This is a genomic window from Streptomyces sp. CAU 1734 (genome assembly GCF_039888735.1).
Lineage (GTDB): Bacteria > Actinomycetota > Actinomycetes > Streptomycetales > Streptomycetaceae > Streptomyces.
Window position 1 is genome coordinate 174,727 of sequence record NZ_JBDQQP010000003.1, and the last position, 26,596, is coordinate 201,322.

Annotated in this window: 24 protein-coding genes; 18 read left to right on the plus strand and 6 right to left on the minus strand. The window is 64.6% G+C overall.

Going from position 1 to position 26,596, the window contains the following annotated elements; translation table 11 throughout:
* Positions 1-3: 3 nt before the first annotated feature.
* From AAFN69_RS06950 to AAFN69_RS06965, 4 genes are read right to left on the minus strand one after another with little or no spacing between them, the layout of a single operon-like run.
* Entirely contained in the window at positions 4-1,176 is a 1,173-nt protein-coding gene (locus AAFN69_RS06950) for an acyl-CoA dehydrogenase family protein (RefSeq protein WP_347727420.1), read from the minus strand.
* A complete protein-coding gene (locus AAFN69_RS06955; RefSeq protein ID WP_347727421.1) occupies positions 1,166-2,482 on the minus strand; it encodes a type III PLP-dependent enzyme in 1,317 nt (438 codons plus the stop codon). Before AAFN69_RS06955 ends, AAFN69_RS06950 begins: the two co-directional genes overlap by 11 nt.
* Complete coding sequence (locus AAFN69_RS06960) at positions 2,479-3,957, minus strand: class I adenylate-forming enzyme family protein (protein ID WP_347727422.1); 1,479 nt, start codon at positions 3,955-3,957, stop codon at positions 2,479-2,481. The genes AAFN69_RS06955 and AAFN69_RS06960 overlap by 4 nt, the downstream gene beginning before the upstream one ends.
* Before the next feature lie 23 nt (positions 3,958-3,980).
* Positions 3,981-4,433, minus strand: a complete 453-nt coding sequence (locus tag AAFN69_RS06965) for a hypothetical protein (RefSeq protein ID WP_347727423.1) — start codon at positions 4,431-4,433, stop codon at positions 3,981-3,983.
* 226 nt (positions 4,434-4,659) lie between these two features.
* On the opposite strand from AAFN69_RS06965, the gene AAFN69_RS06970 reads away from it, so the two are divergent.
* A complete protein-coding gene (locus AAFN69_RS06970) occupies positions 4,660-5,022 on the plus strand; it encodes a hypothetical protein (RefSeq protein WP_347727424.1) in 363 nt (120 codons plus the stop codon).
* Positions 5,023-5,860: 838 nt separating this feature from the next.
* On the opposite strand, the gene AAFN69_RS06975 is transcribed toward AAFN69_RS06970, so the two are convergent.
* Complete coding sequence (locus tag AAFN69_RS06975) at positions 5,861-6,952, minus strand: nucleotidyltransferase family protein (RefSeq protein WP_347727425.1); 1,092 nt, start codon at positions 6,950-6,952, stop codon at positions 5,861-5,863.
* Between the two features lie 996 nt (positions 6,953-7,948).
* On the opposite strand from AAFN69_RS06975, the gene AAFN69_RS06980 reads away from it, so the two are divergent.
* The 17 genes from AAFN69_RS06980 to AAFN69_RS07060 all read left to right on the plus strand — a co-directional run bounded on the left by AAFN69_RS06980 (position 7,949) and on the right by AAFN69_RS07060 (position 24,386).
* Positions 7,949-8,665 (plus strand): hypothetical protein, encoded by a 717-nt coding sequence (locus tag AAFN69_RS06980; protein WP_347727426.1) that lies wholly within the window; start codon positions 7,949-7,951, stop codon positions 8,663-8,665.
* The gene (locus AAFN69_RS06985; protein WP_347727427.1) at positions 8,662-10,428 is read left to right on the plus strand and encodes an adenosylcobalamin-dependent ribonucleoside-diphosphate reductase; all 1,767 of its coding nucleotides are present in this window, start codon (positions 8,662-8,664) and stop codon (positions 10,426-10,428) included. The genes AAFN69_RS06980 and AAFN69_RS06985 overlap by 4 nt, the downstream gene beginning before the upstream one ends.
* Positions 10,425-11,681: an aminotransferase class I/II-fold pyridoxal phosphate-dependent enzyme gene (locus AAFN69_RS06990; RefSeq protein ID WP_347727428.1), complete on the plus strand. Its 1,257-nt coding sequence runs from the start codon at positions 10,425-10,427 to the stop codon at positions 11,679-11,681. Before AAFN69_RS06985 ends, AAFN69_RS06990 begins: the two co-directional genes overlap by 4 nt.
* A 22-nt stretch (positions 11,682-11,703) precedes the next feature.
* Positions 11,704-12,363: a flavin reductase family protein gene (locus AAFN69_RS06995; protein ID WP_347727429.1), complete on the plus strand. Its 660-nt coding sequence runs from the start codon at positions 11,704-11,706 to the stop codon at positions 12,361-12,363.
* Entirely contained in the window at positions 12,363-13,226 is an 864-nt protein-coding gene (locus AAFN69_RS07000; protein ID WP_347727430.1) for a hypothetical protein, read from the plus strand. Before AAFN69_RS06995 ends, AAFN69_RS07000 begins: the two co-directional genes overlap by 1 nt.
* A 26-nt stretch (positions 13,227-13,252) precedes the next feature.
* Entirely contained in the window at positions 13,253-14,263 is a 1,011-nt protein-coding gene (locus tag AAFN69_RS07005) for a polyprenyl synthetase family protein (protein ID WP_347727431.1), read from the plus strand.
* 68 nt (positions 14,264-14,331) lie between these two features.
* Positions 14,332-15,501, plus strand: coding sequence for an aromatic ring-hydroxylating dioxygenase subunit alpha (locus AAFN69_RS07010; protein WP_347727432.1), 1,170 nt, complete (start codon positions 14,332-14,334; stop codon positions 15,499-15,501).
* A gap of 73 nt (positions 15,502-15,574) precedes the next feature.
* The gene (locus tag AAFN69_RS07015) at positions 15,575-16,432 is read left to right on the plus strand and encodes a hypothetical protein (protein WP_347727433.1); all 858 of its coding nucleotides are present in this window, start codon (positions 15,575-15,577) and stop codon (positions 16,430-16,432) included.
* Positions 16,432-16,893 carry a DUF3237 domain-containing protein gene (locus AAFN69_RS07020; RefSeq protein ID WP_347727434.1) on the plus strand — a complete coding sequence of 154 codons (462 nt, stop codon included), beginning with the start codon at positions 16,432-16,434 and terminating at the stop codon, positions 16,891-16,893. Before AAFN69_RS07015 ends, AAFN69_RS07020 begins: the two co-directional genes overlap by 1 nt.
* Positions 16,894-16,905: 12 nt before the next feature.
* Positions 16,906-17,685, plus strand: a complete 780-nt coding sequence (locus tag AAFN69_RS07025; RefSeq protein WP_347727435.1) for an SDR family oxidoreductase — start codon at positions 16,906-16,908, stop codon at positions 17,683-17,685.
* 47 nt (positions 17,686-17,732) lie between these two features.
* Positions 17,733-18,275, plus strand: a complete 543-nt coding sequence (locus AAFN69_RS07030; RefSeq protein WP_347727436.1) for a pyridoxamine 5'-phosphate oxidase family protein — start codon at positions 17,733-17,735, stop codon at positions 18,273-18,275.
* 34 nt (positions 18,276-18,309) lie between these two features.
* Positions 18,310-19,149 (plus strand): hypothetical protein, encoded by an 840-nt coding sequence (locus AAFN69_RS07035; protein WP_347727437.1) that lies wholly within the window; start codon positions 18,310-18,312, stop codon positions 19,147-19,149.
* 33 nt (positions 19,150-19,182) lie between these two features.
* Positions 19,183-20,409 (plus strand): nucleotidyltransferase family protein, encoded by a 1,227-nt coding sequence (locus tag AAFN69_RS07040; RefSeq protein ID WP_347727438.1) that lies wholly within the window; start codon positions 19,183-19,185, stop codon positions 20,407-20,409.
* A 36-nt stretch (positions 20,410-20,445) separates the two neighbouring features.
* Positions 20,446-21,300, plus strand: a complete 855-nt coding sequence (locus tag AAFN69_RS07045; protein WP_347727439.1) for an isocitrate lyase/phosphoenolpyruvate mutase family protein — start codon at positions 20,446-20,448, stop codon at positions 21,298-21,300.
* Positions 21,297-22,397 (plus strand): phosphonopyruvate decarboxylase, encoded by a 1,101-nt coding sequence (aepY, locus tag AAFN69_RS07050; RefSeq protein ID WP_347727440.1) that lies wholly within the window; start codon positions 21,297-21,299, stop codon positions 22,395-22,397. The genes AAFN69_RS07045 and aepY overlap by 4 nt, the downstream gene beginning before the upstream one ends.
* Positions 22,397-23,566, plus strand: coding sequence for an iron-containing alcohol dehydrogenase (locus AAFN69_RS07055; RefSeq protein WP_347727441.1), 1,170 nt, complete (start codon positions 22,397-22,399; stop codon positions 23,564-23,566). Before aepY ends, AAFN69_RS07055 begins: the two co-directional genes overlap by 1 nt.
* Positions 23,559-24,386 (plus strand): TauD/TfdA family dioxygenase, encoded by an 828-nt coding sequence (locus AAFN69_RS07060; protein ID WP_347727442.1) that lies wholly within the window; start codon positions 23,559-23,561, stop codon positions 24,384-24,386. Before AAFN69_RS07055 ends, AAFN69_RS07060 begins: the two co-directional genes overlap by 8 nt.
* 776 nt (positions 24,387-25,162) lie before the next feature.
* On the opposite strand, the gene AAFN69_RS07065 is transcribed toward AAFN69_RS07060, so the two are convergent.
* Positions 25,163-25,717 (minus strand): hypothetical protein, encoded by a 555-nt coding sequence (locus AAFN69_RS07065; protein ID WP_347727443.1) that lies wholly within the window; start codon positions 25,715-25,717, stop codon positions 25,163-25,165.
* Positions 25,718-26,596: the final 879 nt, after the last annotated feature.

Consider the following 26,596-nt stretch of genomic DNA (forward strand, 5'->3'; position numbering starts at 1 on the left):
GGATCAGGCCAGCCGTACGGTGCGATCCAGCAGGGTGAGTGCACCGTTGGCCGTCAGCAGGCGATCGTTGGAGTAGTTGAGACTCGCGGAGCGCAGATCGCGCAGATGCCGTTCGAGAGGGATGGCCGCACCTCGGCGGTACCCCACGGAGACGCCGGCGAGCTGTACCATCCGGTCCACGGCGCTGTAGGTCAGCTCGGCCGCCGCCACCTTCAGCGTATTGAGGTGAATCTGGGTCGGTGTCGCCGAGAGGGTGCCGCCTTCACTCCGCAGGGCGACCACCTCATCCCTGACCCGGTGGAGGTACGCGCCGACCAGTTCGAGTTCCATACGGATCCGGGCGAGCCGCTCGGCGGTCAGTTCCGAAGCCACATTGGCTCCCCGCGGCCGGTCACCTGAGTGGAAGAGCCCGACCAGATCGGCAAGCGCGGCACGGGCCGCGCCCAGCCAGCAGGCGGCCCATGCCAGATGACCGACGGGGGCCATGCTCTCCACGGCGATTGAGCGGAAGCCGCCGGGCTCTCCGACGAGCTGGCTCTCGGGGACGACACCGGAGAGCTTGAGTCCCACACTCCGGGTGCCTCGCATGCCGAGGGTGTCCCAGCCGCCACGCGGCTCAATCTCCAACTGATCCCGGTCTGCGTAGACGAGCGATACACGGTGCTGTGAGGAGTCCTCCGAGGACCGCATGGTGATCAGGAACCCCTGGGCGTACTCCCCCCCGGTGACGACCGGAGCCTCCCGGTCCAGGCGCAGCCCGGTGTCCGCCTGCCGGAGTGGTGCCACCCCGGTCAGCAGATGCCCGCCCGTACCGTGCTCGGTGGTCACGGAGGCCACGTATACGTCGCCTCGTGCGATACGTGGCAGGAGACGGTCAAGCAGCGATGCGGGGGCGAACCGAACCAGCACATCGGTCTGCTGGCAGTGCATGGCCCAGATCATCGCCGTCGACAGACAGCCCCCGGCGAGGACCTGGGCGACATCCACGAGATCGCGGAGGTCTCTGCCCATGCCGCCGTGGGAGGTCGGTATGAGCAGCCCGAACAGTCCGCTGCCGGCCAGCGCGCCCATCCCCGCCTCGGGAAAGGCCGCAGAGGAGTCGACCTGGGCGGCCTGCTTCCGTAGTAGAGGGAGGACGCCGTCGGCGGCCTTCAGGGCCCCGTTGTCAGACACCATCCGACTCGCTCCTGGGGGATGAGGGGGGCAGGGACTCCTGGTCGTCATCGTCGAGCAGGGTGCGGCGCAGTTCGAGCCGGGAGGCATGCACGGGGTTCCCGGTGCGCAGTATCAGTTCACCGGCGACCGGCCTGCTGAGGAAGGCGAGCAGACTCGCGGTGGGCCCGTATGCCCCGACGTTCGGTATTTCCACGACATCACCCGGCTCGGGTGTGCCGAGTGGCAGATCGCGTGAGAACTGATCGGCGGGGGTGCACAGCGGCCCCACGACGGTGACCCTGTCCATGGGTGTCTCCTCGGCCGGGCCGGGGCCGCGCGGCACGGGTGTGACCCGTGCCGACATCGGCAGCAGCCGTCCGAGCCCGGACATGCCGCCCAGATGATGGATACCACTGTCCAGCACCACAAAGGTGCGGTCGTGACTGCGCTTGACATCCTTCACCGTGCAGACGAGTCGACCGCTTCCACCGACCAGATACCGTCCCGACTCGAATGCCACCTCGGGGTTTCCGGCGCGCCAGCCCGGCAGCTGCGCATCAAGGGCGGCTTCGACACGGTGGCGTAGCCGTGGGTAGAGGGGGCGGGTGCCGGGCACCGCATACGGCATGGCGAAACCCCCTCCGAGGTCCACCTCCTGCAGCTCGAGCCCGGCCCTGTCCCGCAACCGCACCGCTTGGACGATACTGGCCGTGATCTCCGCAGTCACGGTCTCCTCGTCACTGCCGTTGCTCAGGGGAAAAAAATGAGTGCCGATGACTCTCGCACCGAGGCGGGGGGCGAATTGGCCGGCTGTCGCGATGAGCAGATCCGCGTCCGTTCCGAACGGGGAGGCAACCCCGGTCATGCGTAGCCCACTGGCTCCGTGGAGCCGCGGACTGTTGACCCGGATCAGGCAGTGCGCGGTGGTGTCCTGCGCGGCTGCGGCGCGTGCGACCTTTCGGTAGTCGGCGGATGATTCCACCGAGAAGCGGTGCACTCCCTGTGCGAGGGCAACCGCGATCTCCCACGAGGCCTTCCCGGGCCCGGTGTACAGGCAGTCACCGGGAGCGAATCCGGCGGCGAGTGCCGCTGTCAGCTCTCCGGGGGAGCTGACCTCGGCCCGGCACCCCGCGGTGCGCAGCGCCTCGGCGAGTACGGGATGAGGGTTGGCCTTGAGTGAGTAGTACAGCGCACTCGGTGCGGGGAGGCTGCGGTGCAGTTGTGCCGCAGCACGGTCCACATCGTCGAGCTCATAGAGGTACAGAGGGCTGCCGTACCGTTCCACGAGTTGGTGGACCGTCGTGGTCCTCTCCGAGCCGGGTTTCACAGAAGCCTGCCTTCCAGGATCCCAGCCAGCCGGGACCGGTCGGTCTTGCCGTTCGCGGTCAGCGGCAACGCGGTGACGACACGGCAGTTTTGTGGACTCTTGGCCGGCCCGAGAAGGCCGCGCACTCCACGCAGGACACCCTCGGGGGAGAGAGAACCGACGACACAGAGGACGGCGTCACGCTCCGTGGAGGGGGGTACGACAGCCGCCGCCTCGACCCCGTCCAGAGTGAGTGCGGCACGTTCGATCTCCAAGGAGGAGACCCGGGTGCCGCGGAGTTTGAATTGATCGTCACGGCGGCCCTCGAAGTACAGTCGGCCTTCGACGTCCAGATGCCCGAAGTCCCCAGTGAACAGGGTGCGCTCACCGGTCAGGGGGTCCGCCCGGAACCGCTCTGCCGTCAGATCGGGGGCCTGCCAGTAACCCTGCATCACATGAGGTCCCTGGACGCAGATCTCACCGGTACGGCCCGGAGGCAGCCGTTGGCCGTCGCGGTCCAGGATCAGCACCGTGGTGCCCGGAAGGGCACGACCCACTGAGCCGGGGTGCCCCAGGTCCTCATCAATCCCGGCCACGGTGACGCGCTTGCACTCCGTGATCCCGAACATCAGCCGCACCCCCGCCCCGGGGAAGGCCCTTCGCAGGGCCTCGGTGACCCGGGGGGTCAGATGTTCCCCGGTATTGGTGAACAGGCGGATGTGTCGGTCCGCCACTCCGGGGGGCTCACGGCGGGCAAGCGCCAGAAGCATGGTGGCGAGAGAGGGGACCACCGGTACCACGGTCGCCCGCACACGGCGGATTCCGGCAAGAAGCGCGGCGTCCTCACCGGGGTCGGCCAGGACCAGTGTCGCGGTTGCCAGTGCCGAGAGGAAGATCTGGTAGAGGCCGTAGTCGAAAGAGAGGGGAAGCCGGCAGTAGACGACATCGTTGGGATGGTAGGCGACACCAGCCGCAACCGCACGGGCGGCAAAGGCCACTTGGGCATGAGTGCAGGACACCCCCTTGGGCTGGGCGGTGCTGCCCGAGGTGTACAACAGCAGGGCCAGATCCTCGGGCCCGGGTGCGTGCGCGGGCACCACTGTCAGGGGGCCGGACTCCGTCGACAGGTTGCTCAGCCCATGGACGGGAACAGGAGCCCAGGCCCGGTGGGATTCGTCATCGGTGACCAGCAGCTTGGGTGACGCGTCTGCCAGCACATGGGACAGTTGGTATCGCGGTGCGTCGGGGCTGAAGGGCACCACCACCGCTCCCAGCTGCAGACAGCCGTACAAGGCGATAACGGTCCGGCGGTCGGGGACCGCCCGCACGGCGACCCGGTCACCGGGCCGGACTCCGCAGGCGACCAGCCCGGAGGCCGCCCGCCGCGCCGCGTGGGCAAGCTCGGCCCAGGTCAGCCCGCCCCATGAGTCCCGCACCGCAGTGTGTTCCGGAGCGGTCGCCGCGGCTTGATTCAGAAGGCTGTGCACAAAGGTCATCTGAGCCTCACTCCCGGTGCGGGTCAGTCGAGAGGGATCGCGCTGATACCGCGATCCTCGCCGTTCCGACGGCCGTGGAACATGTGTTCCAGGAAGGGCCGCTCCCAGCGCCCGGCTGAACTGTCCAGGGCGTCGTATGTATCGCGATAGCCCGGAACATCAGTGCGGAGGGCGTCGAGTTCGGCCGAAGGTGCTGAGTCGGGGTAGAGCAGGGCAGCGTGGTGGAGGGAGCAGTACACGCTCCGCTCCGCCCGGAACGCGCGTACCCGCGACCGTCGTGCGGCGGGCCACGGACCGTGTTCGGTCGGTTCGTCGAAGGCCGGGGTGATGTCGGGGAACTTCAGGGGCTGGAGATCGCTTCCGACTTCGATGCAATGGCGACTGACAGCTTCTTTGCGCAGATGGGTGCAGTGGTCGGTGAACTGGTCTGCCGGCGCCGGAATGAAGCTGCTCCGGACGTGGACGGAGCAGACCACGCGTCGTCCGAGGAGCTCCGTTACGGGGGCGGTGGCTTTCGAAAGGGTATTGGAATCTGTCGAAGCGGATGTCGACCACGTGCCGGGGCAACGGAGTGCGGCGCGAGAGGATGGTGATCGGGTCGGAGTCGGAGGAAAGATACCCCAGCTGGTGGTCCAAGGAATCCAGTAAAAGGGAAAACGAACGCACATCCTCATATTCGACCAGGATGTCCAGGTCGCGCGTGTGCCTGACTCCTGGGTTGCGGATCAGCCTGTCCGCAAGGGCTCGGTCGTTGCGGACAGGGTATGCCATGTCTGGTCCGCCGAGATTTTCCAGGACCCGCCCGAACTCTTCACCGACCACGGTTTGATTGCCGTAGTGGACCGCCCGGAGGAGCCGGGCGTACGGGACGTCTGTCTGGCCACCCGCACCACGTTCCAGCCGGCGCCGCATGACATGGTGGGCAACCAGAGGAGGCGCCATGTGAGGATCTTCCCGGTCGACGAAGGATCTCCGGTCGACGTCGTTCCGTTGTTCTGCCACCGGATAGCGACACCCCTTGATCCGTTCCTCACCGGGTTCCAGATGTGCGAGAGCGAGCAGTGAATCGGCTTCCGGCCTCAGAGCTGAGCTGGACGATTCCCCCAAGTTCCTTCCTTCCTGAAAATGGCGAGTCCTTGTAAAGAAGGTCGAGCGCGGCAGGTGCTCGGCCGGAATCCTCGGTGACACCCAAGGAGGGATCTGACCCGCTACCAGCTCGTTCATCGATGGTGCGATGCTAGTCATGGGCTGCCCAGCGATTACCACGTGATCGAAAGATTGACTGACCAATGACCGAAAGTGAACTGCCTGGCAAGAAATGGACTGTGAGATCTTGTGTTCTTCTGTGGGGTAGCAATGAAGATGGCTGTTCGGGCGGTTGACTTGGGCGCCATATCACGTGGTTGTATTCGGTACCGGATCTCATCGAGCCACTCTGCGGCGGACTCGCAGCGAATGTGTAGATTTTGGCGCCGAAGTTGTGCATGCCCTCCCTGCCTCGTGCGACGAAGTGTTCTCGGACGGCACGCTCGACCAGATGCTGCGTGCCGCGCAAACCTGGGCGGCCTGACAAACAAGATCCACCCGACCTGCGATGCGGCCCGCCGCTCCCCCTCGCCGTTACCGGGAACACCGGTGAGCAGGCTGCTGGGTCCTTGTAGCAGCGCGACACAGGCGCGCGAAGCCGCCAGGTGCACTACCGCGCGGCTGCCCTCCCGGCTCAGGCCCAGCTCGAGACAGAGCAGTGCAGTGACCCGACTGCGCGCGGCCGGGTCGGTGTGTGTCCACCCGCCGGCCTTGTCCGGCACGGCGAGCGCCTCAAAACGAATCTCGGCTCTCTGGTGCTGAGGTGTGTACCAGGCTTTTGCCGGGGACCTGTCGGAAGAGAACGCGTCCATGGAACTCAGCGGGCCACTGCACGGGCCCGTGCGGCGTGCGGAGGCGGCGGCACCGGGGTGAGTGCGGGTGGGCCATCGGCCCGCAGACGGTCACGGATGCTTCCGGACCACGACAGATGTCCACCGTTGGTGGCACCGACGCTGTGCAGCCAGTCACTGTCGCAGTAGGCCGCGAGCCGCAGTTCGTCCACGATGCGGCTGCTGAAGAGCTGATCCACGAAATGACAAACCCAAGCGATGGGCGGCGCCACATCGTGCCAATTGATCAGGTCCGCAAGCTTGACTCTCTGTGGCTTGTCCATGGCGTTCCACAACCGCCACACATCGGCGAACTGACCCAGGCGGATGTTCTTTTGCCGCACCGTGCGCTCGAACCAGCCCTCTCTGAACAGATGGAGCACGGTGAAGAGAAAATTGTAGCCCGGGGCGAGCGCTGGAAGGCTCTCGCCCGCGCAGGTGTGCACCTCGTCGACATGCAGGAGCACCTCGTCCATGGGGAACTGCCAGCCACTGCTGTACCAGGTCAGACTGAAGGCGATGTCGGCCACGTACCAGCGGACACCCTGATCCGTCACGGGTAGAACGAAGTGGGGGAGATGATCGGGGTACAGCCGATAGAGTGCCGCGTCCCTTCGTGGGAGATCCACGAAGGTGTCGGTGCGGTAGTCGTAGTCCTTTCCGGAGAAGTAGCCGAGCTCTTTCATGACAGCGGCCGCTTCCTGCTGTGCAGCGGGGTGGATCATGAGGTCGATGTCACCGAACCGGCGGGTCGCACGTCCACCGTAGACGGAGGACTCCAGAACTATGCCTTTCGTGCAGGCGATTGTGATGTTGTGTCGCCGCATGGCCGAGACTATGCGAGTGGCTTCCGCGGTGAGGTTGGACACCATGTTGCGGTTCCAGTGGAGCGCGTCGATCAGGTTGAGGCGCAGCTCGCGTGGAACGAGTGCGAGCCAGTCGGCCTGGATGAGGAAGTCCGCCATCTTCGGCTGGAGGCGATGATTGATCGTCTGTATCGCGAGATAGTTCCAGTCCAGATTCCGCTTCAGCTCCTCGGTCTCCTCGTCGGCGTCACCGGTGTAGTCGTGAATGCTCACATACTCCAGGAGGCGCCAGGAGCTCTCTTGTTGTGCAGTAGTCACTGTGACTCCATGGGTGTGAGGCGATCGCCGTTGAGGTTGCCGGCCGTCAAGGGATACGCGGCCGATGTGCCGCGAGTCGGAGCCTGGACGCTGAGCGGGAGCTGTTCGAAGCCGTAGTTGCGAGAAGTCGTCGCTCTGCGGGCCGCTGCCTGCGGCCGGCAACGCCTCCGGATACCGGGAAACGAACTTCGCGAGACGATGCGCGGTTCTGGGAGAGTCAAGGTCTTTTCCAGACGGACATGGCGTCCGACGTCGAAGGTCGGGGTAGCGCGTCCGAATCCCTCTCGGCGACGAAGCTCGCGATGCCGAATGGAGCAACCCGACTATATGAGCATTCGAGCCGACGGGGGAAGTGTGCTTGTCTGGTGGCAGAGATACCCGTGGCCGGGACGATGGTATGCCTGGTCGGGGCTGCTTTTGGTGCCTTTATGAGGCGTGTGCTTTGATGTCGCGTTGAGTGGTGTTTGACCGGCGAGGCCTCGAACGGCTCGGTGCCAGAATCACTGCGCGATAGAGGTGGTGGCGATCCCTCGCTATGCCATGGAGGTGCTCGGTCGGTGCCAATGGAGCCTGCATGCAGCGAGATTTCTCAAAGAGACTGGGCATCTTATGGATCAGTCGCTAATGTCTGCGGGGGCATCCCACCCGAAGGATCGGCTCGATCGGACGACTCTGATCCGGTCGGCTTGTGTGGTGCGGTGAGCCGTCGGTCTTGGGCCTGTTGGCTCATGAGGTTTGTTGTCGTGAGAGCATCTTCGCCTTTCGGCACGCCAGGATCGGGTTGCGGCGCATTTTCGCTGATTCCCAGCATTGCCGCCACCTCTCGTGTCCCGTCGCTTCTGATCAATAGGCTCACAGAGTTTCGGCGCAATAGCAGGACAAGAGGGATCCCGTTATCATGCAAGATTTGGTTAGGTGGTGTAATGTATGGGCTTTGGGTGTTATGTGGCGATGTTGGGGATCGACGGCAGTGGGAAGTCCTCTGTAGCTGCGCAGTTGCGTGTGCACTTCGAGGCCACGGGCCGCGAAGTGGTGGACGCGAGCACTGATGCGCTCTTCACCGAGGCGCGTCGCGGTAAGGGCCACCCGTGGGATGCTCTGAACTGCGTGGCGCAGGAAGGGTGGAGGCTCTTTCTCCTTGATCCTCCGCTGCAGTCCGCGGTCCTTGCCAGCGGAATGCTGGAACTCAACGCCTATTGTCTGGCCCGAGCCGAGGTGATCGCCCCTGCGGTCGAGCGGGGCGCAGTCGTAATCTCCGACAGCTACTGCCTCAAGAACGTCGTGAGAACGCTACGACAGGCGCAGCAGATGGAAGGCGCGTTGAGTGCCGCGGTCGACGACCTCCTGAGCGGGATCCGCGTCGCGCTTTCCTCTCCACACCTGCAGCCGGACGTCGGGTTGCACTTCGACGCGGACCCGGCCATCACAACCCGATGGCGCATCGCGCAGCGCGGAGCGTTGGAACCGGGTGCGGATATGTCCGTGGCTGGCCAGCCGGGCCTTGAAGCCGCGCTGAGGCTCCAGTCGGCCTTGGCCGCTGAGCTCTGTGAAGACGCCCAAGCATGGGGGTGGAATGTGCTGCCCGTGGACGGCAGACCACTCTCGGAGACGGTCGCGGCAGCATTGAACTGTGTCATGAGCCATCCAAGCCAGCGAGGAGAGCGTTGACGGCATCGATCCTCGAACGCAAGCTCGGTCGGCGGATCTCCTCACCCTCGGGTGCGGTGACCCTCGAGACGACAGAAGAGATCCTTGGCCGCGTTGCCGGGGCACTGGGCGCGGTTGAGGAACGATTCGGCGGTGACGAGTCAACAATCCGATTTTGGACTGGTCGCTTTCGCGCGCTGATGGAGGACAACCACTTCTGGCCGAGCGGACGCATCCTCAACAACTGCGGCACCCGCCTGCCTCAGCTTGCCAGTTGCTTCGTTCTGCCGCTGCGCGACGACTTCGGGGAGATCTTCGAATCGCTTGCACTGGCGGCGGCCTGTCACCGCACCGGTGGTGGCACCGGTTTCGACTTGAGTGCGCTGCGCGAGAGTGGCGCTCCCATTGTCTCTGCGGAAGCGGCAGGAGCGAGCGGCCCCGTCTCCTGGCTTCATCTGTTCGATGCCGAGACGATGGTGACGATGCAGGGCGGCAAGATGAGGGGTGCCAATCTAGCCTCTCTGTCTGTGAGGCATCCCGACATCTTCGCCTTCATTGACGCCAAGGCGACCGTCGGCAGGCTGTCAAACTTCAACATTTCCGTGGCAATCGACGATGCGTTCATGCACGCGTTGGGCGAGGGAGGATCGGTCCAGCTCGCCAGCCCATGGGATGGCCGTGCCGTGCGCCGTGTGCCAGCCGCTGAAATCTGGGAGCGACTGACGGAGAACGCGTGGCGCACCGGTGATCCGGGGGTACTGTTCGTCGACACCATCAACCGCGCCAACCCCCTCGCCGCCCATCTGGGACCCATCACCACCACTAACCCGTGCGGAGAGCAGACCCTCTACCCGTACGAAGCCAGCAACCTCGGCTCGGTGAACCTCGCTGCCTTCGCGCGAGCTGGGGTCATCGACTGGGCCGCTCTGGAGTCGACCTTCGCCGCCGCGACTCGGCTGTTGGACAACGCGATCGACGCCAGCCAGTATCCCGACCCGCGGATTACGGCATTCGCTCAGGCCAACCGCAGGCTTGGCCTGGGCGTGATGGGCTTCGCTGACTTTCTCATTGCCCTCGGCATCCCCTACGACTCGCAGGCATGCCTGGACCTCATCGATGATCTCGGCACTCGAATAAGCCGGGTGACCTGGGAGACCAGTCGTCAACTGGCGGCGCAGCGAGGCCCGTTCCCGAATTGGAAGCACACCGGTTGGCCGGTGCCGACTCGCAACTGCGCTGTCACCACCATCGCGCCGACCGGAACCATATCCATGGTCGCGGGCTGTTCGTCCGGCATCGAGCCCAGGTTTGCCGCCGTCTGGAACAAGGATGTCCTGTCGAAGGACGGGATCAACTTCTATGACGAGGAGCTACTCGCCGATCTGTGCCAGCGGACGGGGATGACGGCCGAGGAAGGCCTTCAGCTCATGAAGATAAAGCCGCTCAGCGAACTGCCCCTCGGTCCGGGCGAGCGTGCCAAGTACCGCTACGCGCACAACATTGCCCCCGAGTGGCACGTCCGAGTGGCAGCACGCTGGCAGCGCTACACGGACAACGCGGTGTCCAAAACTGTCAACCTCCCATTCGACGCCACGGTGGTCGACGCGTCCGAGGTGTACGGGCTGAGCTGGGAGCTCGGCTGTAAGGGCACCTCGCTGTATCGACAGGGATCCCGGGGCCGTGACCTCCTCCAGGTCGGCAGCGAGGCAGCACCTCAGGACGGCTACCGCCAGAGCAAAGCGCTCCTGTCCGCAAGGAATGAGGAAGGGACGGCCCCTCAATGAGCCATTTGGCACTTCACGGCGGTCCGAAGGCCGTGAGGCTCGCCCTCCCGCCTCGCTGGCCGCAGTTGTCTCCCGCAGCCCGGAGCCGGGTCGACCAGCTGCTCGATGCGGGGGAGTTGTCGGACTACGATTACGGATGCGTGCTCAGGGAACTCGAACGGACTGTCGCCGACTATCACGGTGTCCCCTACGCACTGGCGTCCTCCAGTGGGACTGATGCGCTCCTATCCGCGTACCTCGCGGTCGGGGTTGGCCCCGGCGACGAAGTGCTGGTGCCCACTTACAGTTTCCACGCGACGGTGGCACCCCTGTTCCTCCTGTCGGCTGTCCCGGTCCTCTGCGATGCGGACCCTGTGACCGGGAACATCGATCTGGCTGACGCGGAGTCGCGTATCACCGAGCGGACCAGGGCCGTCGCTGTCACCCATCTATGGGGGCATCCGGTCGAGATGGATGCTCTGGGGGCGATGGCACACCGCCGGGGCCTGAAGGTGATTGAAGACGGCTCGCACGCTCATGGCGCCCGCTATCGCGGCCGACTCGTCGGTACGTTCGCGGATGCGGCCGCGTTCAGCCTCGGCGCACGGAAGATGGTGAGCGGTGGAATGGGCGGTGTGATGATCACCGCCGACGAGGAGATCTTCCGCGCGCCGCAACCACTCGGCCACACCCACGAGCGCGCGGCCCACAGCTGGCCGGCCGAGGATGTGGCTGTGGGTATGGGGGGCAATCACCGCATTGGGCTCGTCGCGGCAGCCATCTGCATCGAGCAGTACCGCGACCTGGACGACAGAATCGCCGTCAAGAGCGCGGTACTCGAAGGTCTGAGTGAGCGCCTGCACGACATCCCCGGGCTTCGCCCCCAGTTCACCGCCCCGTACGTCACGCGCGGCGGCTGGTACGGATACAAGGCTCAGTACGTCCCGGACGATTTGGATGGACTGCCGTTGGACGACTTTGTCCGCGCACTCCAAGCAGAGGGTCTGGACGTCGACCGACCGTCCAACAGGCCCCTGCACTGGCAGCGGCTCTTTCGCACGAACAAGCTGGAACCGCCGTACTACCAGCCCGGCAGAGCTCGCCCCCTCTATCAGCCCGGGGAACTGCGCGGCGCGGAGCGCTACTACGAAAGCTGCCTCAGTTTTCCCGCTCCAGCGCTGCACAATCCGTGTGACGACCTCCTCGACTCGTACCAGGAAGGAATCCTTAAGGTGGTGTCGAACATTGCACGTCTCCGGCGAGCCAGTAGTTAACAGGACGGACAGCCGTCAGAAGGTGTCCGTACCTCCGAATGCCTTCTACATCCCGTCTCCTGTCGTCCTGCTGAGTACAGTCAGCGAGAGCGGCGAGGTAGACGTATCCGCCATGTCGGCCGTCGGCGTGGTGTGTCTGGACCCCGCGGTCATCGCAGTGGGCATCAAGCCCCGCCGGCAGACCTACAAGAACATCCGCAGAACTGGGTCGTTCGTGGTGAACCTGCCGCTGGAGACCGATCTGTGGGCCACGGACGTCACTGGTACGCGACCGCTGAGACGTAGCCCCGGCAAGATTCAGGAATCCGGTCTGAGTATTTGCCGCATGCCGGAGACCGGGTTGCCCTACGTGGACAGCTGCCCCATCGTCATGGCCTGTGAAGCGGTCGGCAACCTGGGACGCCGTGAGCTCAACCTCAATGTGACGCCCTCTCATCAGGTGGTGCTCGGCCGGATCACGGAGTGCCTGGTGGGCCGGGAATGGTTGGGGGAAGACGAAGTACGGCTGGAGGACATGCCCATTCTGGTCTACCTCAACCGCATCTACGCCCGGCGGGGCAGCATCCTTCAGGAGCAGCGTTTCACGGACGATCCAGGCAAGCGCGCTGAAAAGATGCGCGCCTACCGCAGCCTGGGCGGAACGGCATCCGAGTTCCACAGCGAAGGAAGTGACGGCGGCTGATGGGCCAGGGACTGCACATCTCCTTCCTCGGCGTGGATGGCATCGGAAAGACGTCTCTCGCCACCCATCTCGCACAACTGCTCCGTGAGCACGGCCTGCCCGTTCGTCTCATCTCATGGCGCCGTGCTCTCGAACAGAACGAGGCGACGCCGTGGCCCGGGCACGCCCTGCAGCAGCTGTGGCTGGAGACCTACCGTTTGCTGTACGGCGGTTCCTCATGCAATGGCACACCGGTGGTCCTGCCCCGTGACTACCCCCATTGGCGGGACGGCGACTACGAGGACCGATTGGGCCGGTCCGAAGTCAGCGGCAGCCGTCACGCGGGCCCGACAGCCGCAGCGTTGGTCGAACTCGCGGGGAACGTCGTGCTGTTCCCGGAGATTGTGCGCCCGGCCCTGCAGCGAGGCGAGATCGTCATTCAGGAGACGTTTCCGTACAAGCACGTTCTCAAGCAGCTGCTCATCGCCGAGCGCATCCCATCCGACCCGGTGCACGGCGAGCTGATTGACCACGTCATGTCGTTCATGACGACCATGTTCGGCACCGCCGCGTTCCAACCGGACATCGGGGTACTGATGGACGGTCCGATTTCCCTCGCCTACGAGTGGCGCATGGACGAATCAGGTCATGTCGGAGTGCTGGAGGACTTCAGCGCTGCGGGCGAGCGCGGCAAGTTGAGCTTCCATCGTCTGCAGGAGCAGACCGTCGACGCGTTCCGGCGGGTGGCCAAGGACTGGAACTGGCTCGTGCACACGGTGGATGACACCGGGCTCGCGACGAACATGAGTCGTGGCCTTGAGCTGATCACAGCGCACCCCGCACTCCGTGCGGCTATGGCCGACCGTCATGTCGGGCGAGACTGACACGACACGTATGAGGAGAACTTCTCATGAAACTCCCTCCTGTCCTGGAGAGCGCCGGCGCGCGCATCGTGCCCGCGCTGCAATTGGCGTTCGGTGAGCTGTCCCCGGAGATCCGCGCGGTCGTCGACTACCACATGGGATGGCGAGACGCGCAGGGCAACCGCGTGGAGAAACAGAGCAGCAAGGGCGTGAGGCCCGCGTTGGCGTTGCTGGCCGCTGCGGCCGCGGGCAGCAGGCCCGTGGAGACCGCCATTCCTGGAGCCATCGCGGTGGAGGCCATGCACAACTGCGCCTTTCTGCTGGACGACGTGATGGACGGGGACCGCTTCCGCAGGCAGCGGGAAACGGCCTGGGTGGTGTTTGGGGAAGGCATGTCCACTCTGTCGGGTGTCTCGCTCTTCACCTTGGGATCATCCACCCTCTTGGGCTGCGACTCGCCGAACCGGCACGCGGCGGTGAGCCTTTACCACGACACCTTCGCGACGATGCTCAAAGGTCAGGCGATCGACCTCCAAATGGAGGGCGCCACGGAGGTGAGTGTGGCCCGCTGTCTTCAGATGACCGAATGGAAGACGGCCTCTCTCATGCGCTGCGCCGCCACCATGGGCGCTGTCCTCGCCTGCGCCCCGGACTCGGTGATCGCAGGTTTGCGTGCCTACGGCGAAACACTGGGCGTAGCTTTCCAGGCCCGGGATGATCTTCTGGGTATCTGGGGCCGGCCACACGAGACCGGTGGCCGGCCGCCGGGCTTCGACCTCCGTGCCCGCAAGGCGACTCTTCCCGTGGCTTTCGCCCTGGAGGAGCAGGGCGCGGTGGCAGCCGAGCTGCGCGATGTGCTGTTGGGCACTGACCCGCAGGACGAGGACATTGCCCGGGCGACCTTGCTGGTGGAGAGCGGCGGCGGCCGTGAACGCACCATCGAGCTGGCGGCCGCCAAGGTGAACAAGGCACTCGACGCAGTACGCGCGCTGAACCTCCCGGAGGACATCCGGACCGGATTCGAAGAGATAGCGGAGATGGGCCGACCCGACTACTGAGCCGCGCTGACAAGTCACAGGAGGCTTGTGACGGCTCCCCCCACTACGTTGCTCAACAGAGGTGCCCCATGCTGGAACAGATCCAGGCCGAGCTTGTCGACCGACTACTCCGCCACATCGACGACGGCACGACGGACATCGCCCACGAGACCGTCGAGTGGAGTATCGACGCCTACCGTGACGCAGACATCCACCAACGGGAACTTGACACGATATTCCGCCACAGTCCGGTCATCGTCGCCCACGTCGGCCAGTTGCAGTCGCCAGGTGACTACGTGGCTGACGATGTGTACGGAATTCCGTACCTGGTGGTGCGCCAGGCCTCGGGGGAGATTCGCGGGTTTGTGAATCTTTGCCGTCACCGTGGCACCCGGCTGGCGGACGTCGGCTCCAGGAAAGCTGTGGCCGAGGGTTTCACCTGCCCCTGGCACGGCTGGCGCTACGGCCTCTCTGGCGACCTGTGCGGCATACCCGACCAGCAACGGGGCTTTCCGGATATCGACACGGAGAACCGCGGTCTATTGCCGCTGTACACAGAGGTCCGGCATGGTTTCGTCTGGCTGACACCAGAATCAGTCGGTACCCGAACGGTCGCGGACCATCTCGGCCCCTTGGACCACGAGTTCGCTGCTGTCGGGATGGAGAACTATACGTTCTACGAACAGTCGCGCGCAGCCACGAGATTCAACTGGAAACTGGGAATCGAAGCGTTTCTCGAGACCTATCACTTTCGCTGGCTCCATCCGGCGATGAAGAAATACGTGTTCGCCCCTGACCTATCTCTCGTGGACAGGCTTGGTGATCATGTGAGGCTTGTCGCACCCAAGAAGTCGGTGCTGGATAATCGAGCTCTGCAGCAGCAGGACAGGCGAATTCGCGAACACGCCACGATCGCTTACGTTATTTTTCCCAGCACTGTTCTCTTCCTGGAAAAGCGGCACATTACGGTGATGTCGATGCGGCCGGCGGGCCCTGAATCATGTGACGTCCATTTCCTGCATATAGTTGAGGAGGACACCTTGGGGCGGAGAGCCTACTGGGACGATAATATCGGAAAGTTCATGGAGGCTGCTGCCGAAGACTTCGGCGTCCTGGAACTTGCTCAAGATGGAATGGGACGGGCGGGAAGAATGCTGATTCCTGGGTATGAGACCGTCCTGTTCGGGCGTAACGAGCATGGGCTTCGATTCTTTCGGGACAGTGTCGACGCTGCTCTCCAGGCCCGGATCGAAACATGACGGAAAATCGCCGTGCTATTCGAGAATTTGTGCAGATTGTGCCCTGGGCTGCTTCTGACATGAAAGGCGGACGATGACGAAATTCACCCCCGGACTCCACGTCGCACTCATGGGTATCGACGGTGTGGGGAAGACAACGCTCACCCGTGAGCTCACCGAGCTGGCCCGGAGCCAGGGGCTGCGTGTTCGTGAGGTGTCCTGGCGAAGTGTCGTGGAAGGGAATGATCCACCGAGGTTCCCCAAGAACGAGCTGCGCCGGCTGTGGGTTCAGTCCTTCCGTACCAACTTCGCTGGAGCCACGACAGCGGACGGGGTGTCGCTCGAACTGCCTTTGGACTTTGAGGATCTCGATGCCCGCGGCACGGAATATCTGAACGGCGCCTCGGTCCAGGGGATGAAGCCCAGCGGTGCCCTGGCGTCGGCGTGGATCGAACTCGCAGCCAACACGCTGCTGCACAGGGTCGTCATCAAAGAGCTGGTCACCGAAGGTTACCTGGTCCTTCAGGAATCTTATGGCTATAAGCACCTTGTGAAACTCTTCGCTTTCGCAGAACATTTGGCTCCCGAAGCATCGGAGGCTCCACAAATCGGTAGAGCACTTGTGCGTGATTTCTTCGGCCGAATGCTCAGGCCAGATGTGGGCGTTTATGTACACGGTAGTCCGAAGCTGGCCCTCGCATGGCGTCGACAGCAATCCGGGATCGGGGTTTTCGAGAGGTTCTTTTCCGCTGGAACAGACATTGACGCCTCCTTCCTCAAACTACAGGAGTGTACTGCGGGCGCTTTCGAAGAATTCGCCGAAAGATATGCCTGGACCAGGGTCGACGTCGTCGAAGGATCTCGCGCGAAGAATCGGCAGCGCGCCGTCGACGCCCTCAGCGGAACTGCGTTGAGCCAGCTCCTCGATCTGTCGCAGATGGGATCTCGCTGATGGAGTTGGAACTGCGTTCCGAGCTTCTCTTCAGCCTGGAGGCGGAGGTCGAGGAGCGTCAGGACATTGGAGAAACGAGCTTTGGGCGCCGCCGAGTATATGTCGTTTCCGGCGGCACTTTCGTTGGCACGAGACTGAGAGGTGAGATCCTTCCCGGTGCAGGAGATTGGCTGGTACGTGGCTCCGACGGAACGTCAGAACTGGATGTACGGGCAACGCTCAGGACCGATGACGGACACCTGATCTACAACCATTATCGCGGGATCTATTATGTGTCCCCCGAGGTGAGGTCTCGAATGAATAGCGGAGAGGACGTTGCGCCTTCGGAATACTACTTCCGTACCACCCCAAGATTCGAGACGGGTTCCAAGAAGTACGCTTGGCTGAACCGAACGATTGCGGTGGGTGTAGGCCGAGTGACTGAGCGGGGCATCGCCTATCACGTGTACAGGGTCTTGTGAATGACGCGCAGGATGAGCGACAAGACGGTAATTGTTACGGGCGGTGGATCGGGGATCGGGGCTGCGGCTGGCCGGCGCTTCGCGGCGGAGGGTGCAGCCGTCGTGGTCGCTGATCTCGACCAGAATGCAGCTGCAGAGGTTGCAGCCCGGATTGGAGGGGGCGGCGGCACTGCGACCGCAGTGGGCGCCGATGTGAGTTCGGAGGCTGATTGTCAGGCGATGGCAGAGGTGACCCTGGAGCTGTACGGGCGGATCGATGCGCTGTACTGCAATGCGGGGATCCCGGGGGTGGGAACAGTGGTGACCGCTGAACGGAGCGTCTGGGATCGTGCCCTGAACGTGATGCTCACCGGAACGTGGCTGAGTATGAGGGCAGTCCTGCCAAGCATGGTGCAGCGGCGATCGGGCTCCATCATCGTTCAGTCGTCCGTGGCCGGCATCGTGGGCGTGAAGGCGCTGGCTCCCTACTCCGCAGCCAAAGCTGGAGTTCTCGGACTCACCCGCCAGGCCGCCACGGATTTCGCACCGTTTGGTATCAGGGTCAATGCGATCTGCCCGGGAACTGTGCCCACCCCTTTGGTGAGCGGAACTCTCGATGCGCAGATTGCCGCAGGGTTGAAGACGCCACGCACGCATCAGGAGGGGCTTGAGCGTGCCTTGTCGCACTACCCTCTGCGGCGGCTCGGCGAGCCTGACGACATAGCCAGTATGGCTCTCTTCCTCGCGTCCGACGAGTCGTCGTGGATAACCGGGCAGCACTTCACGGTGGACGGTGGGCTGACGTCATCGTGAAGTGTGCACAGCTTCTGCGTTAAGAGGAATGGATCGAGAGGTGAAGCATGAAGGCTGAATCAGCGCCGGAGATACCCGACCCTTATCGAGCCGCACGCGGACTGTCCGATGAGGTTCAGCGAGTTCTGCGGAAGAGGGGGAATGCCACCATCGGGACGGTGAACCCCAACGGGACGCCACACATGGCTCCCGTTTGGTTTCTGTTCGAAAAGTCGGGTTCGGCGGTCTACTTCGAATGCAACTCGGCTACCCGGAAGGCACGAAATATTGAGGCCAACGGTATGGCCTCGGTGCTCGCCAAGGGTAAGCGGGACGACGGAAACGGACTGATCGTGTTGGGCCAGGGCAGGGCCCGGCTGATCAAGGGCGAGGAAGCACGCGAGATCACCGCTCGCATCAGAAGAAAGTACATGACTGCCCAGGGGTACGAGCCAGTATCCGCCTACCTGGACACGATTGACGATGCGGTGGCGGAATTGAAGCCGGAGAAGTGGGTGGCCTGGAGCCCGGCCCGCATCAATGACACCATCCGATCGCTGCCCGAGTACGCCGACGGCAGCTGGGACAAGTGGTTTCTTCCTGATGAGTGAGACTCCTGGGCACATGCCACCGGTTGGTGAGCGTGTGGGCCTGAGCGTCATGGTTCTCGGCATCGACGGGTCGAGCAAGAAGTCCCTGATGGCCGGGGTGGATGAACGCTGCGCGGCAGCGGGAGTCGCCATCAAGCGGGTTTCGTGGCAGCGGGTGGTCGCGGAGGCCGCGAGCATGGGCCGACTCGACGAGTACCCGTACAACGAGCTGTCGAGGCTCTGGCTGGAGCTGTTCCCGGTGTTCTTCGCCGACTCCGGCATTGACGGACGTGCCCTGGATCCCCCGGAGTCGATCCGGGAACTCCTTGAGGGCGAGTTCATGGCGCGGCTGCACGCCGCGGAGATCCATGGCATGCGGGCGGTGTCCCCTCTCGCCACCGGCTGGCTGGAGATGGCCGGGCACACTCTGCTCCAGGAAGCGGTGGTACGACCTCTCGTCGCCGATGGTCATGTGGTCATCCAGGAGTCTCTGGGCGTGAAGAATGTCATCAAGAGCCTGCTCATGGCGGAATTCTGTGCCCCAGCGGAAGGCGCTGTACTCAGCGATCTGCGAAGCCACGTGCAGGACTATTTCGGCCGTGCTCTCGCACCGCAGCTCGGTATCCATCTCAGAGAGGACCCTGCCGCTGTTCTTGCGGCCAAGGGTGCCGATTCCATCGGAGTGTTCGACAACTTCCGGGCGTTCGGCGGATCTCCCGGGGAGACGTTCATCGACCTCCAGTCCGGCTGCCTGGAAGTGTTCGAGGAGTTCGTGTCCACCAATGGATGGGCGACCGTGGATGCTCGCGATTCAAGCCCAGCCGGCCAAGAGAAAGTCACCGAGGCCGTGGTCGACGCCATCCTCGCCGAAGTGCGCCGTCGCAACAATTCCTGATCCGTTCCAACCAGCTAATCCGGAGGGAGATGCATGCACGCCAGTGACCTCATTCGTGCGGTTGGGCCGCAGCCTCAGTCCACCGTTCAGGCTTGGCAGGAGCATCCGGCCTGGTCGGCGGTGTCCGCGAGCAAGGGCGCATCGGTGGACTGGTCGGCGGTGCTTGTCCTTGCTCTGAGGCACCAGCTGTCCGCGCTGTTGTGGGACGCACTGCAGACAGCCGGACTGTCAGATCGGGTTCCGGTCAGGATCGCCGAAGAGCTGTGCTTCCGGACGGAACTCGCCACAGCCCGACATGCGGAGCTCGTCGCGGCGCTCTCGGAGCTCGCAGAGGCGCAACCGGAGATCGTTTCCCGCTCCGTACTGCTCAAGGGCGGCGCCCTGCTGTCTGAGTACGAGAAGTCGGCGTACCGACCGATGAATGACTTCGACATCCTGTTCTCCTCGGAAGACTTCGAGGAGATCGAGCCCCGCTTCCCGGAACTTGGCTACTGGCGCAAGGAGAGCCTCAACGGGCCCACGTACTATCGGGCACGCAACAGTCCTGGGGCGCCACTGTGCATGGACGTCCATGTGGCGGGCCCCAGCAAGTACTGGCGCCCGGACAGCGCGCTGGTGCGATGGCTCACCGACGCACTGCCCTTCGTGGGCCCCGGAGGCATCGAGTGCCGAAGGCTGTCCCCCGAGTTCGAGCTGCTGAACATTGTCACGCACCTTCATGAACACCTGGGCAGCTGGATTCACGCGCTGGGCGACGACGATGTCGCGCTGGTCCGGCTCTTCGACGTCGAGCTGCTTGCTCAGCGTCGACAGGTGAACATCGAACGCTGCTGGAGTCTGTCCGTCGAGCAGGAACTGCAGGGTGAGTTCATGCTCGGACTCTGGGCCTTCGCCGAGATACGCGGCGCCCTACCGGCGTCTTTGGCGCCGCTTGCTCCTGGCTTGGAGCTCCTCGCGGATGTCGGAGACATGGTCGCCGTGCCGGGCGGAGGGGTTGCGCAGTGGTCCGTTCCGCTGTCACAACGCGCTTTCTTGATCAACCGGATGGATCTTGCCTTCGAAGCCTTGAGGGAAGGGCTGCCAATTCCGGACCGCGTGAAGATCGCGGATCCGGAGCACCTCGATGGCTGGCGCCATTGGTACAGGGACTTGGGCGCCCTGCCCGAGTACCGGGAGCGGGTCGAGGACCTGGGTGCCCGTGCGCGAGAGCGGTTGGCTGGATTCGATCCCAGCTGGCCGGAGAGCCGCGATGGAAAGTGAGCGTCAGACGGCATTCGTGAACAGAAGGGGAGATGCATGGAGAAGGCTAGGCACCTTCGTGAGCTGTTGAGTTCGGGCCGCTTGATACGTGCTGCCGGCGCCCATGACGGTCTCGGTGCCGTTCTGGTGCAGGAGCAAGGGTTTGACGCGGTTTGGGCCTCCAGTTTCGAAATCTCGGCCGCCCGCGCCCTGCCCGACGCGAGTTTGCTGTCGATGACGGACTACTTGAGGGTCGCGGTGGAGCTGGATCGGGTCAGCTCATTGCCCGTCATAGCCGACTGTGACACCGGGTTCGGTGGTGCACTGAACGTCGCCCACATGGTGGCCGAGTACGAGGCCGCGGGTATTGCCGCAGTCTGCATCGAGGACAAGGTATTCCCCAAGGTAAATAGTTTCGTCGGGCAGGGACAGGATCTTCTCGGGCTGCCGGAGTTCGTGCACAAGATCCGAGTGGCCAAGGAGTCGGCGCGCTCCGAGGACTTTGTCGTGATCGCCCGTACCGAGGGGTTCATAGCCGGGTGCGGAGTCAACGATGTGCTGGAAAGGGCTCATGAGTACGCCGACGCCGGAGCGGATGCCATTCTGGTTCATTCGAAAGCGAGCACCCCTGTGGAGCTCCTCTCCTTTCTCTCGCGTTGGCAGCGGCCGATTCCCGTGGCTGTCGTTCCCACCACATACTATGCATGGCACGCAGATGACGCGGCCAAGGCCGGGGTGAGTCTGATCATCTACGCCAATCATGGGATCCGTGCCAAAGTCAATGCGATGCGCAGTGTGCTCAGGTCCATTCAGCAGGATGGGAGCACAGTGAATATCGAGGGGGAGATTGCAAGTATGAAGGATATTTTCGAGCTTCAGCGCTTGGAAGATTGGCTGGCTCTCAACCAATGATTTATCCTGAGGACTTCTATTCCCTGCTCAAGGCGCGTGGCATCACCCGTTTCGCAGGTGTCCCCTGCTCATATCTCAGTGGGCCCGTGGAACTGCTGGAACGGCGTGGCTGCTACACAGCGGCAGCGAATGAGGGCGTGGCGCTCGCCCTGGCCGCTGGGTCGGCCCTGGTGGGTGAGCGGACCGGGGTCCTGATTCAGAACTCGGGCCTGGGCAACCTGATCAATCCACTAACCTCTCTCGTGATCCCCTACGGCTTGGGGATCACCGTGTTCATGAGCCTCCGGGGCTGGCCGGATCCCTCGGTGGACGAACCACAGCACGCGGTGATGGGAGCCGCAGGGCATGCCGTGCTCGATGCTCTGGGGGTCAGGCATTGGACGCTGGACGGCTCTGCGGCTGATGCGGCGAACGTGCTGGACGCGGCCGTGGAGCACATGAACACCGGTTCGCCCGCCTTCGTGATGGTGCCCAAGGGCACGATAGGGCCTGCCACCGCCGAGGCTGCCCCCAAGGACCACGGCTTCGGCCGTGCCGAGGCCATACGTAGTGTTGTAGGGACGTTGCCCCCTTCCGCGGCCATCATCGCCACGACCGGGTACATCTCGCGCGAGCTGTGCGCGATGGCCGACAGGCTGGGCAACCTGTACATGCAAGGCTCCATGGGGCACGCGGCTGCCCTCGGGCTCGGCCTGGCCGTCAGCGACCCGCACCGCCCTGTCATCGTTCTCGACGGGGACGGTGCAGCCCTGATGCACCTCGGCACGCTCTCGACCGTCGGCGGAGTCGCGCCCGAGCACTTCGTGCACATCGTCCTCGACAACGGCGTGTACGCCTCCACCGGTTCCCAGCCGACCACGTCCGGCACAACCGACTTCGTGCAGGTCGCCAGAGCCGCGGGCTTCCGCACGGCGGTCGGATGCGAGAATGGAGACCAACTGGCCGCGGCGCTGGCCGGCGCACTCCGTACGCAGGGTCCGCACTTCATCGCGGTACGGACCAGCGCGTCCGGCGGTGTGCCTCCACGGGTGACGGACATGATGGGGCCGAGGGATCTGAAGGATCGGTTCGCCCGCTGGGTCGGTGACGCGGTCTGATGCGGAGCCCCACTTCCCCGTCCCCGCTGTCGTCGGTCGAGGGCCCATCCGAGCTGCGGCTGATTGCATTGCCCGGTGCCACAGCGCGACTTCCCGGGGTGGTGGCGGAGCGCAGGCCGAGTTCTGTCGCCGTGTTCGGCACCCCGCGTGCTGTCTCCGAGTCCCGTGTACCGCAGTTGCTCGCTTCGTACGCTCTCTCCCGGTTCTCGGCGATCACGCCGAACCCGACGCTGGAGACGGCGCTCGCGGGAGCCCGGATGCTTCTGGAGACACGACCGGATGTCGTCGTCGCTGTGGGTGGCGGTTCGACGTTGGACGTGGCCAAGGCGGCCTGCCTGCTGCCCGCGGACCGGGATGCGGCATTGGCCGTGCTGGACGGGGACAGTTCCCGCCTGCGCGAAGAGCGTCCCATGCTTGTTCTGATACCGACCACAGCGGGCAGTGGCAGCGAGGTGACCCGGTTCGCCACCGTCTATGTCGACGGCTGTAAGAAGTCCCTCGATCACCCGACGGCCAGAGCTGATGTCGCGCTCGTTGATCCGCACCGAACGTACACTTGCCCCCCATCGGTGACGTACCCGAGTGCCTTCGACGCGTTGGCACACGCGATCGAATCCTTGTGGAGCCGACACTCCACTACGCAGTCCGTGACGTTCGCCACCGGCGCCCTGGGCGAACTGGTTGATCTCACCGGGCAGTCACTTCAGAGCCCCACGACTTGGCAGCGGGAGAGACTGGCGTTCGCGGCCACGAGCGCGGGCCGGGCCATCGACATCTCACGCACCACCGCAGGGCATGCCTTCTCCTACTGGCTGACGAGCCACAGAGATGTCCCTCATGGCGTGGCCTGTCTGCTGAGCCTGCTGTGGCTTCTCCCGTACAACGCCCGACACGTCCCGGCTGTTCATCGGGACCGGCTCGCCACCGTGTTCATGCTGCTTGGCGCTGATGGTGGATCGGGCCCGGCCGCCGCGAACGCGGCGGCCGCGGCACTGCGGGAGCGGCTCGAGCGGGCTGGCTTCCCCGTGCGGCTCGGCCAGTACGGCGTCGGCGCCGAGGACCTGTCGGCCTACGTGGCGGCTGGTCTCGGCGCCCGAAGCCGGTCCGACAACAATCCGGCACCGTTGTATTTTGACGCGATCCAATCGGAGGTTCTGCGCCATGTCTGAGCCGTCGAACGCCCTGGGGACGAGACGGGTGGGGGTGGGCGACCAACTGGTCCGGCGGTCGCTGTCCAGTGACCTCAGGGCCAGGGCCGAGCTGGGCGATCTGTTGTGCCGGGAGGTGGAGTCGGCCGACAGTCATGTGGTTTTCGCAGGCATGGACGGACTGGACGAGGCCGATGCCCGGACCTTTGTCGCGATGGCGACGGAGCTGCTCGGGCAACCACTGGCGCAGGATGTCCACGGCGCGCTGATACGCGATGTGCGTTATCGCGGTGTCCGCCTCGGAGAAGGATCAACCGGCAGATACTCCGATTCCCGCGACGGCGGCAGCCTCCACACTGACGGGCCGCACATGCCAGGGGAACCGCCCGACCACTTCACATTGTTCTGCGTGCGGCAGTCCCGCACCGGCGGCGATCTGATCCTGGTGCACAGGGATGCTCTGATGGAGCGGCTGTCGCCGGACGCGGTTCGTACGCTGGGTGAGGGCTACCATTTCGACCGGCGGAGCGACCTGGTTGATGAACTGACGTTGGTTCGGCCCATTCTGACGAGTCGGCGTATCAGCTACCTGCGCGAGTACATAGAGATCGGTCATGCGCATCCGGATGTTCCCATGCTGAAATCACGACAGCGGTCTGCGCTGGACGAGCTGGATCAGCTCTTGAACGACCGGGGCCTCTGGAGGACGGAGAGACTCGTCCCCGGGGAGTTCATCGTGATCGACAATCGAGTGGTATGTCACGGACGAACGGCATTTCGTGACAGTCCTGAAGAACCACAGAGGTTGATGCTGCGAACCTGGATTCGGCGGAGCCAGTAGTGCCTCGCTGGGTTCTGCGCTGTCGGGGCTTCCGTGGACCTTGTCCTTGCCTGTTGCCGAGACCTGGCAGGTGATGAGGATGTCCCGCGTCGGCCCCGGGGGAACCTCAGGCGTGAAGAGGGCACCGAGCATGACGTGGCGAAGTTCATCGCGAGTCGAGGGCATGTCGGCAGGCCATGCGCAGGCACTGACAGTCCGCCGGTCAATCCGCCCTCTCCACCCTTGCAGTGACCAGAGATGCCTGAGCGCGCCTCGTGGCCGGCATGGTGATCCTGGAGACCAGTCGGGGACCACACGCTACGCGCGGTGGTGCACGATGCATGCCTCCACGCACAACTTGCGCCCGGATCAGGTCTGCAATATGCAGAAAATGCCCTTGACCCTCACTCCTGGGGGTCAAGGGGTCGCAGGTTCAAATCCTGTCGTCCCGACCAGCGTTTTTCGCAGGTCGCAGGCGGTATCGGAGAAATCCGGTACCGCCTTTCCGTCGTTCTCGGGGACCAGTTGGGGGCCACGCGGTCTGGCGGTGCCTTCCGGGGATGCTCACCGCGGAATGCTGGTCCGGGGCTCCGCCAGACCTGCTCAACAAGCGCCATATGAGCGTCATTTCAGCGTCGAGACGCTAATGCGTGACGCCTGCGGCGGATCCAGCGCACATTGGCGAGACTGCCGGCCCGGCGCGGTCGTCCCCCGCGCACCGTCCCCGCCCGCTGAAACGCCAGGGCTCCGGCGCCAGGGCTGAAACGATCCGGCTTCCGCGATCCACCGGACACGTCCTAGCCGGTGATCTGGGCGAGGATGGTGCCGTTCTGGCTGGTCAGGCCGCCGGGTGTCAGGCACAGCAGCGGGTTGACGAGGGCTTGGATCCAGGTGAGGACACCGGTGGCGCCGGTGAACTCGCCCGCCGTGACGGTGCCGGTACCGGTGGTCTGTGTGATGCCGGCGGTCGTGGTCGTGACGTAGGTGAGGCCGCTGATGGTGGAACTCCGCCCGTTGTTCCAGTGGATGACGAGGACGTTGCCGGGGGCCAGTTGGACGTTGTTGCAGGAGGCGTTCGGGACGGGGAAGGAGTAGGGGGATGTGATCACGCCGGTGATGCCGGGGTCCGTGGAGACGCAGGTGGGTACGGAGTCGGTCTCGGAGACGGTGACGTTCTGCGGTGTGAGGGTCAGGCCGGGGCTGTAGTCGACCTGGGTGGTGCCGGTGCAGGTGGTCGAATCGGCCGCGTGTGCCGACGGCGCCGCCACACCGGCACCCGCCACGGTCAGGGCGGCCACGGCCAGCCAGCGGGTGGCCTGTCGCAGCGGCTGCCGTGCGAAGGGCATTCTCATGTTCGCCTCACTCGATTCCGGCCGCCGGTCACAGCGGCACCGATTCCTGGATGGCACGGTCGCGAAGATCTGCCCGTGTATCGGACCCCGGGCCGGCTGAGGGGAACGGCGGCTGCCGTGCCGCCGCTTTCCGGGACCGGACCGGGGCCATGGGTTCGCTTCCTTGTACGCCGGGCCGGGCGGGGCCGGCGGACCCGCCCGGCCCGAGCACGGCTGCCATGAGCAGAGTGGCCAGACGGCCTCGCAGACCGTGCCCGGAGGGGCGGAGTGCTGTGAGGTGAGGCGGAGGCATGTCCGGATGCTCCTTTGAGTCGGGCGCCATGCCGTGACCCGTCCCGCATTGATGCCGGCGGGAACGCGACAGGGCGCCTCGGAGGCTCGCCGCGCGGTGTCCATGAGAGTTCTCCCGGTCGAACGCCCGCCGTCCCGAACCAGGGCCGGGGTGCGGCAGCGCCCCGGCGGTGCGGTGAGGACCGGAGAACGTGAAGGCAGGGTTCCACCGCCCGGGCCGCGAGGACATAGGCCGAATGGGTGAGTGGCACAGGCCGGTTGCGTATGCCGCGAGTTACCGCCCGAGGCCAGTGACGTAGCCATACGCGGATCCCGGCCGCGGTGAGCGTCCCGTGATCGACGTATGCGCTCTCGGGGAAACGCGGGGCCACTGCCGGTTGGTCCTCGGCTCCCCACCGCCCGGCCCGCGCCCGCCATCCGTGTCCGTGATGCCGCCCGCGCTGTGGAACGCGGATGCCGTTCCGCCGCAGTGAAGGCGGACGGACGGGTGCCCGCGACACGCGCCGGGAACTGCGCTGTATGGTCCTGTTTGCTGAGCTTGGTGTGATATTGGGTGCTTATGTTCTGTGAGTGGCGCCCCGGTAGTGC

Excerpts from the sequence above, each read along its gene's own strand:
- AAFN69_RS06950 (WP_347727420.1), bottom strand. The coding sequence starts at position 1,176 with ATGGTGTCTGACAACGGGGCCCTGAAGGCCGCCGACGGCGTCCTCCCT.
- AAFN69_RS06960 (WP_347727422.1), bottom strand. The coding sequence starts at position 3,957 with ATGACCTTTGTGCACAGCCTTCTGAATCAAGCCGCGGCGACCGCTCCG.
- AAFN69_RS06980 (WP_347727426.1), top strand. The coding sequence starts at position 7,949 with ATGTTGGGGATCGACGGCAGTGGGAAGTCCTCTGTAGCTGCGCAGTTG.
- AAFN69_RS06990 (WP_347727428.1), top strand. The coding sequence starts at position 10,425 with ATGAGCCATTTGGCACTTCACGGCGGTCCGAAGGCCGTGAGGCTCGCC.
- AAFN69_RS07000 (WP_347727430.1), top strand. The coding sequence starts at position 12,363 with ATGGGCCAGGGACTGCACATCTCCTTCCTCGGCGTGGATGGCATCGGA.
- AAFN69_RS07005 (WP_347727431.1), top strand. The coding sequence starts at position 13,253 with ATGAAACTCCCTCCTGTCCTGGAGAGCGCCGGCGCGCGCATCGTGCCC.
- AAFN69_RS07010 (WP_347727432.1), top strand. The coding sequence starts at position 14,332 with ATGCTGGAACAGATCCAGGCCGAGCTTGTCGACCGACTACTCCGCCAC.
- AAFN69_RS07015 (WP_347727433.1), top strand. The coding sequence starts at position 15,575 with ATGACGAAATTCACCCCCGGACTCCACGTCGCACTCATGGGTATCGAC.
- AAFN69_RS07020 (WP_347727434.1), top strand. The coding sequence starts at position 16,432 with ATGGAGTTGGAACTGCGTTCCGAGCTTCTCTTCAGCCTGGAGGCGGAG.
- AAFN69_RS07025 (WP_347727435.1), top strand. The coding sequence starts at position 16,906 with ATGAGCGACAAGACGGTAATTGTTACGGGCGGTGGATCGGGGATCGGG.
- AAFN69_RS07030 (WP_347727436.1), top strand. The coding sequence starts at position 17,733 with ATGAAGGCTGAATCAGCGCCGGAGATACCCGACCCTTATCGAGCCGCA.
- AAFN69_RS07040 (WP_347727438.1), top strand. The coding sequence starts at position 19,183 with ATGCACGCCAGTGACCTCATTCGTGCGGTTGGGCCGCAGCCTCAGTCC.
- AAFN69_RS07045 (WP_347727439.1), top strand. The coding sequence starts at position 20,446 with ATGGAGAAGGCTAGGCACCTTCGTGAGCTGTTGAGTTCGGGCCGCTTG.
- aepY (WP_347727440.1), top strand. The coding sequence starts at position 21,297 with ATGATTTATCCTGAGGACTTCTATTCCCTGCTCAAGGCGCGTGGCATC.
- AAFN69_RS07055 (WP_347727441.1), top strand. The coding sequence starts at position 22,397 with ATGCGGAGCCCCACTTCCCCGTCCCCGCTGTCGTCGGTCGAGGGCCCA.
- AAFN69_RS07060 (WP_347727442.1), top strand. The coding sequence starts at position 23,559 with ATGTCTGAGCCGTCGAACGCCCTGGGGACGAGACGGGTGGGGGTGGGC.
- AAFN69_RS07065 (WP_347727443.1), bottom strand. The coding sequence starts at position 25,717 with ATGAGAATGCCCTTCGCACGGCAGCCGCTGCGACAGGCCACCCGCTGG.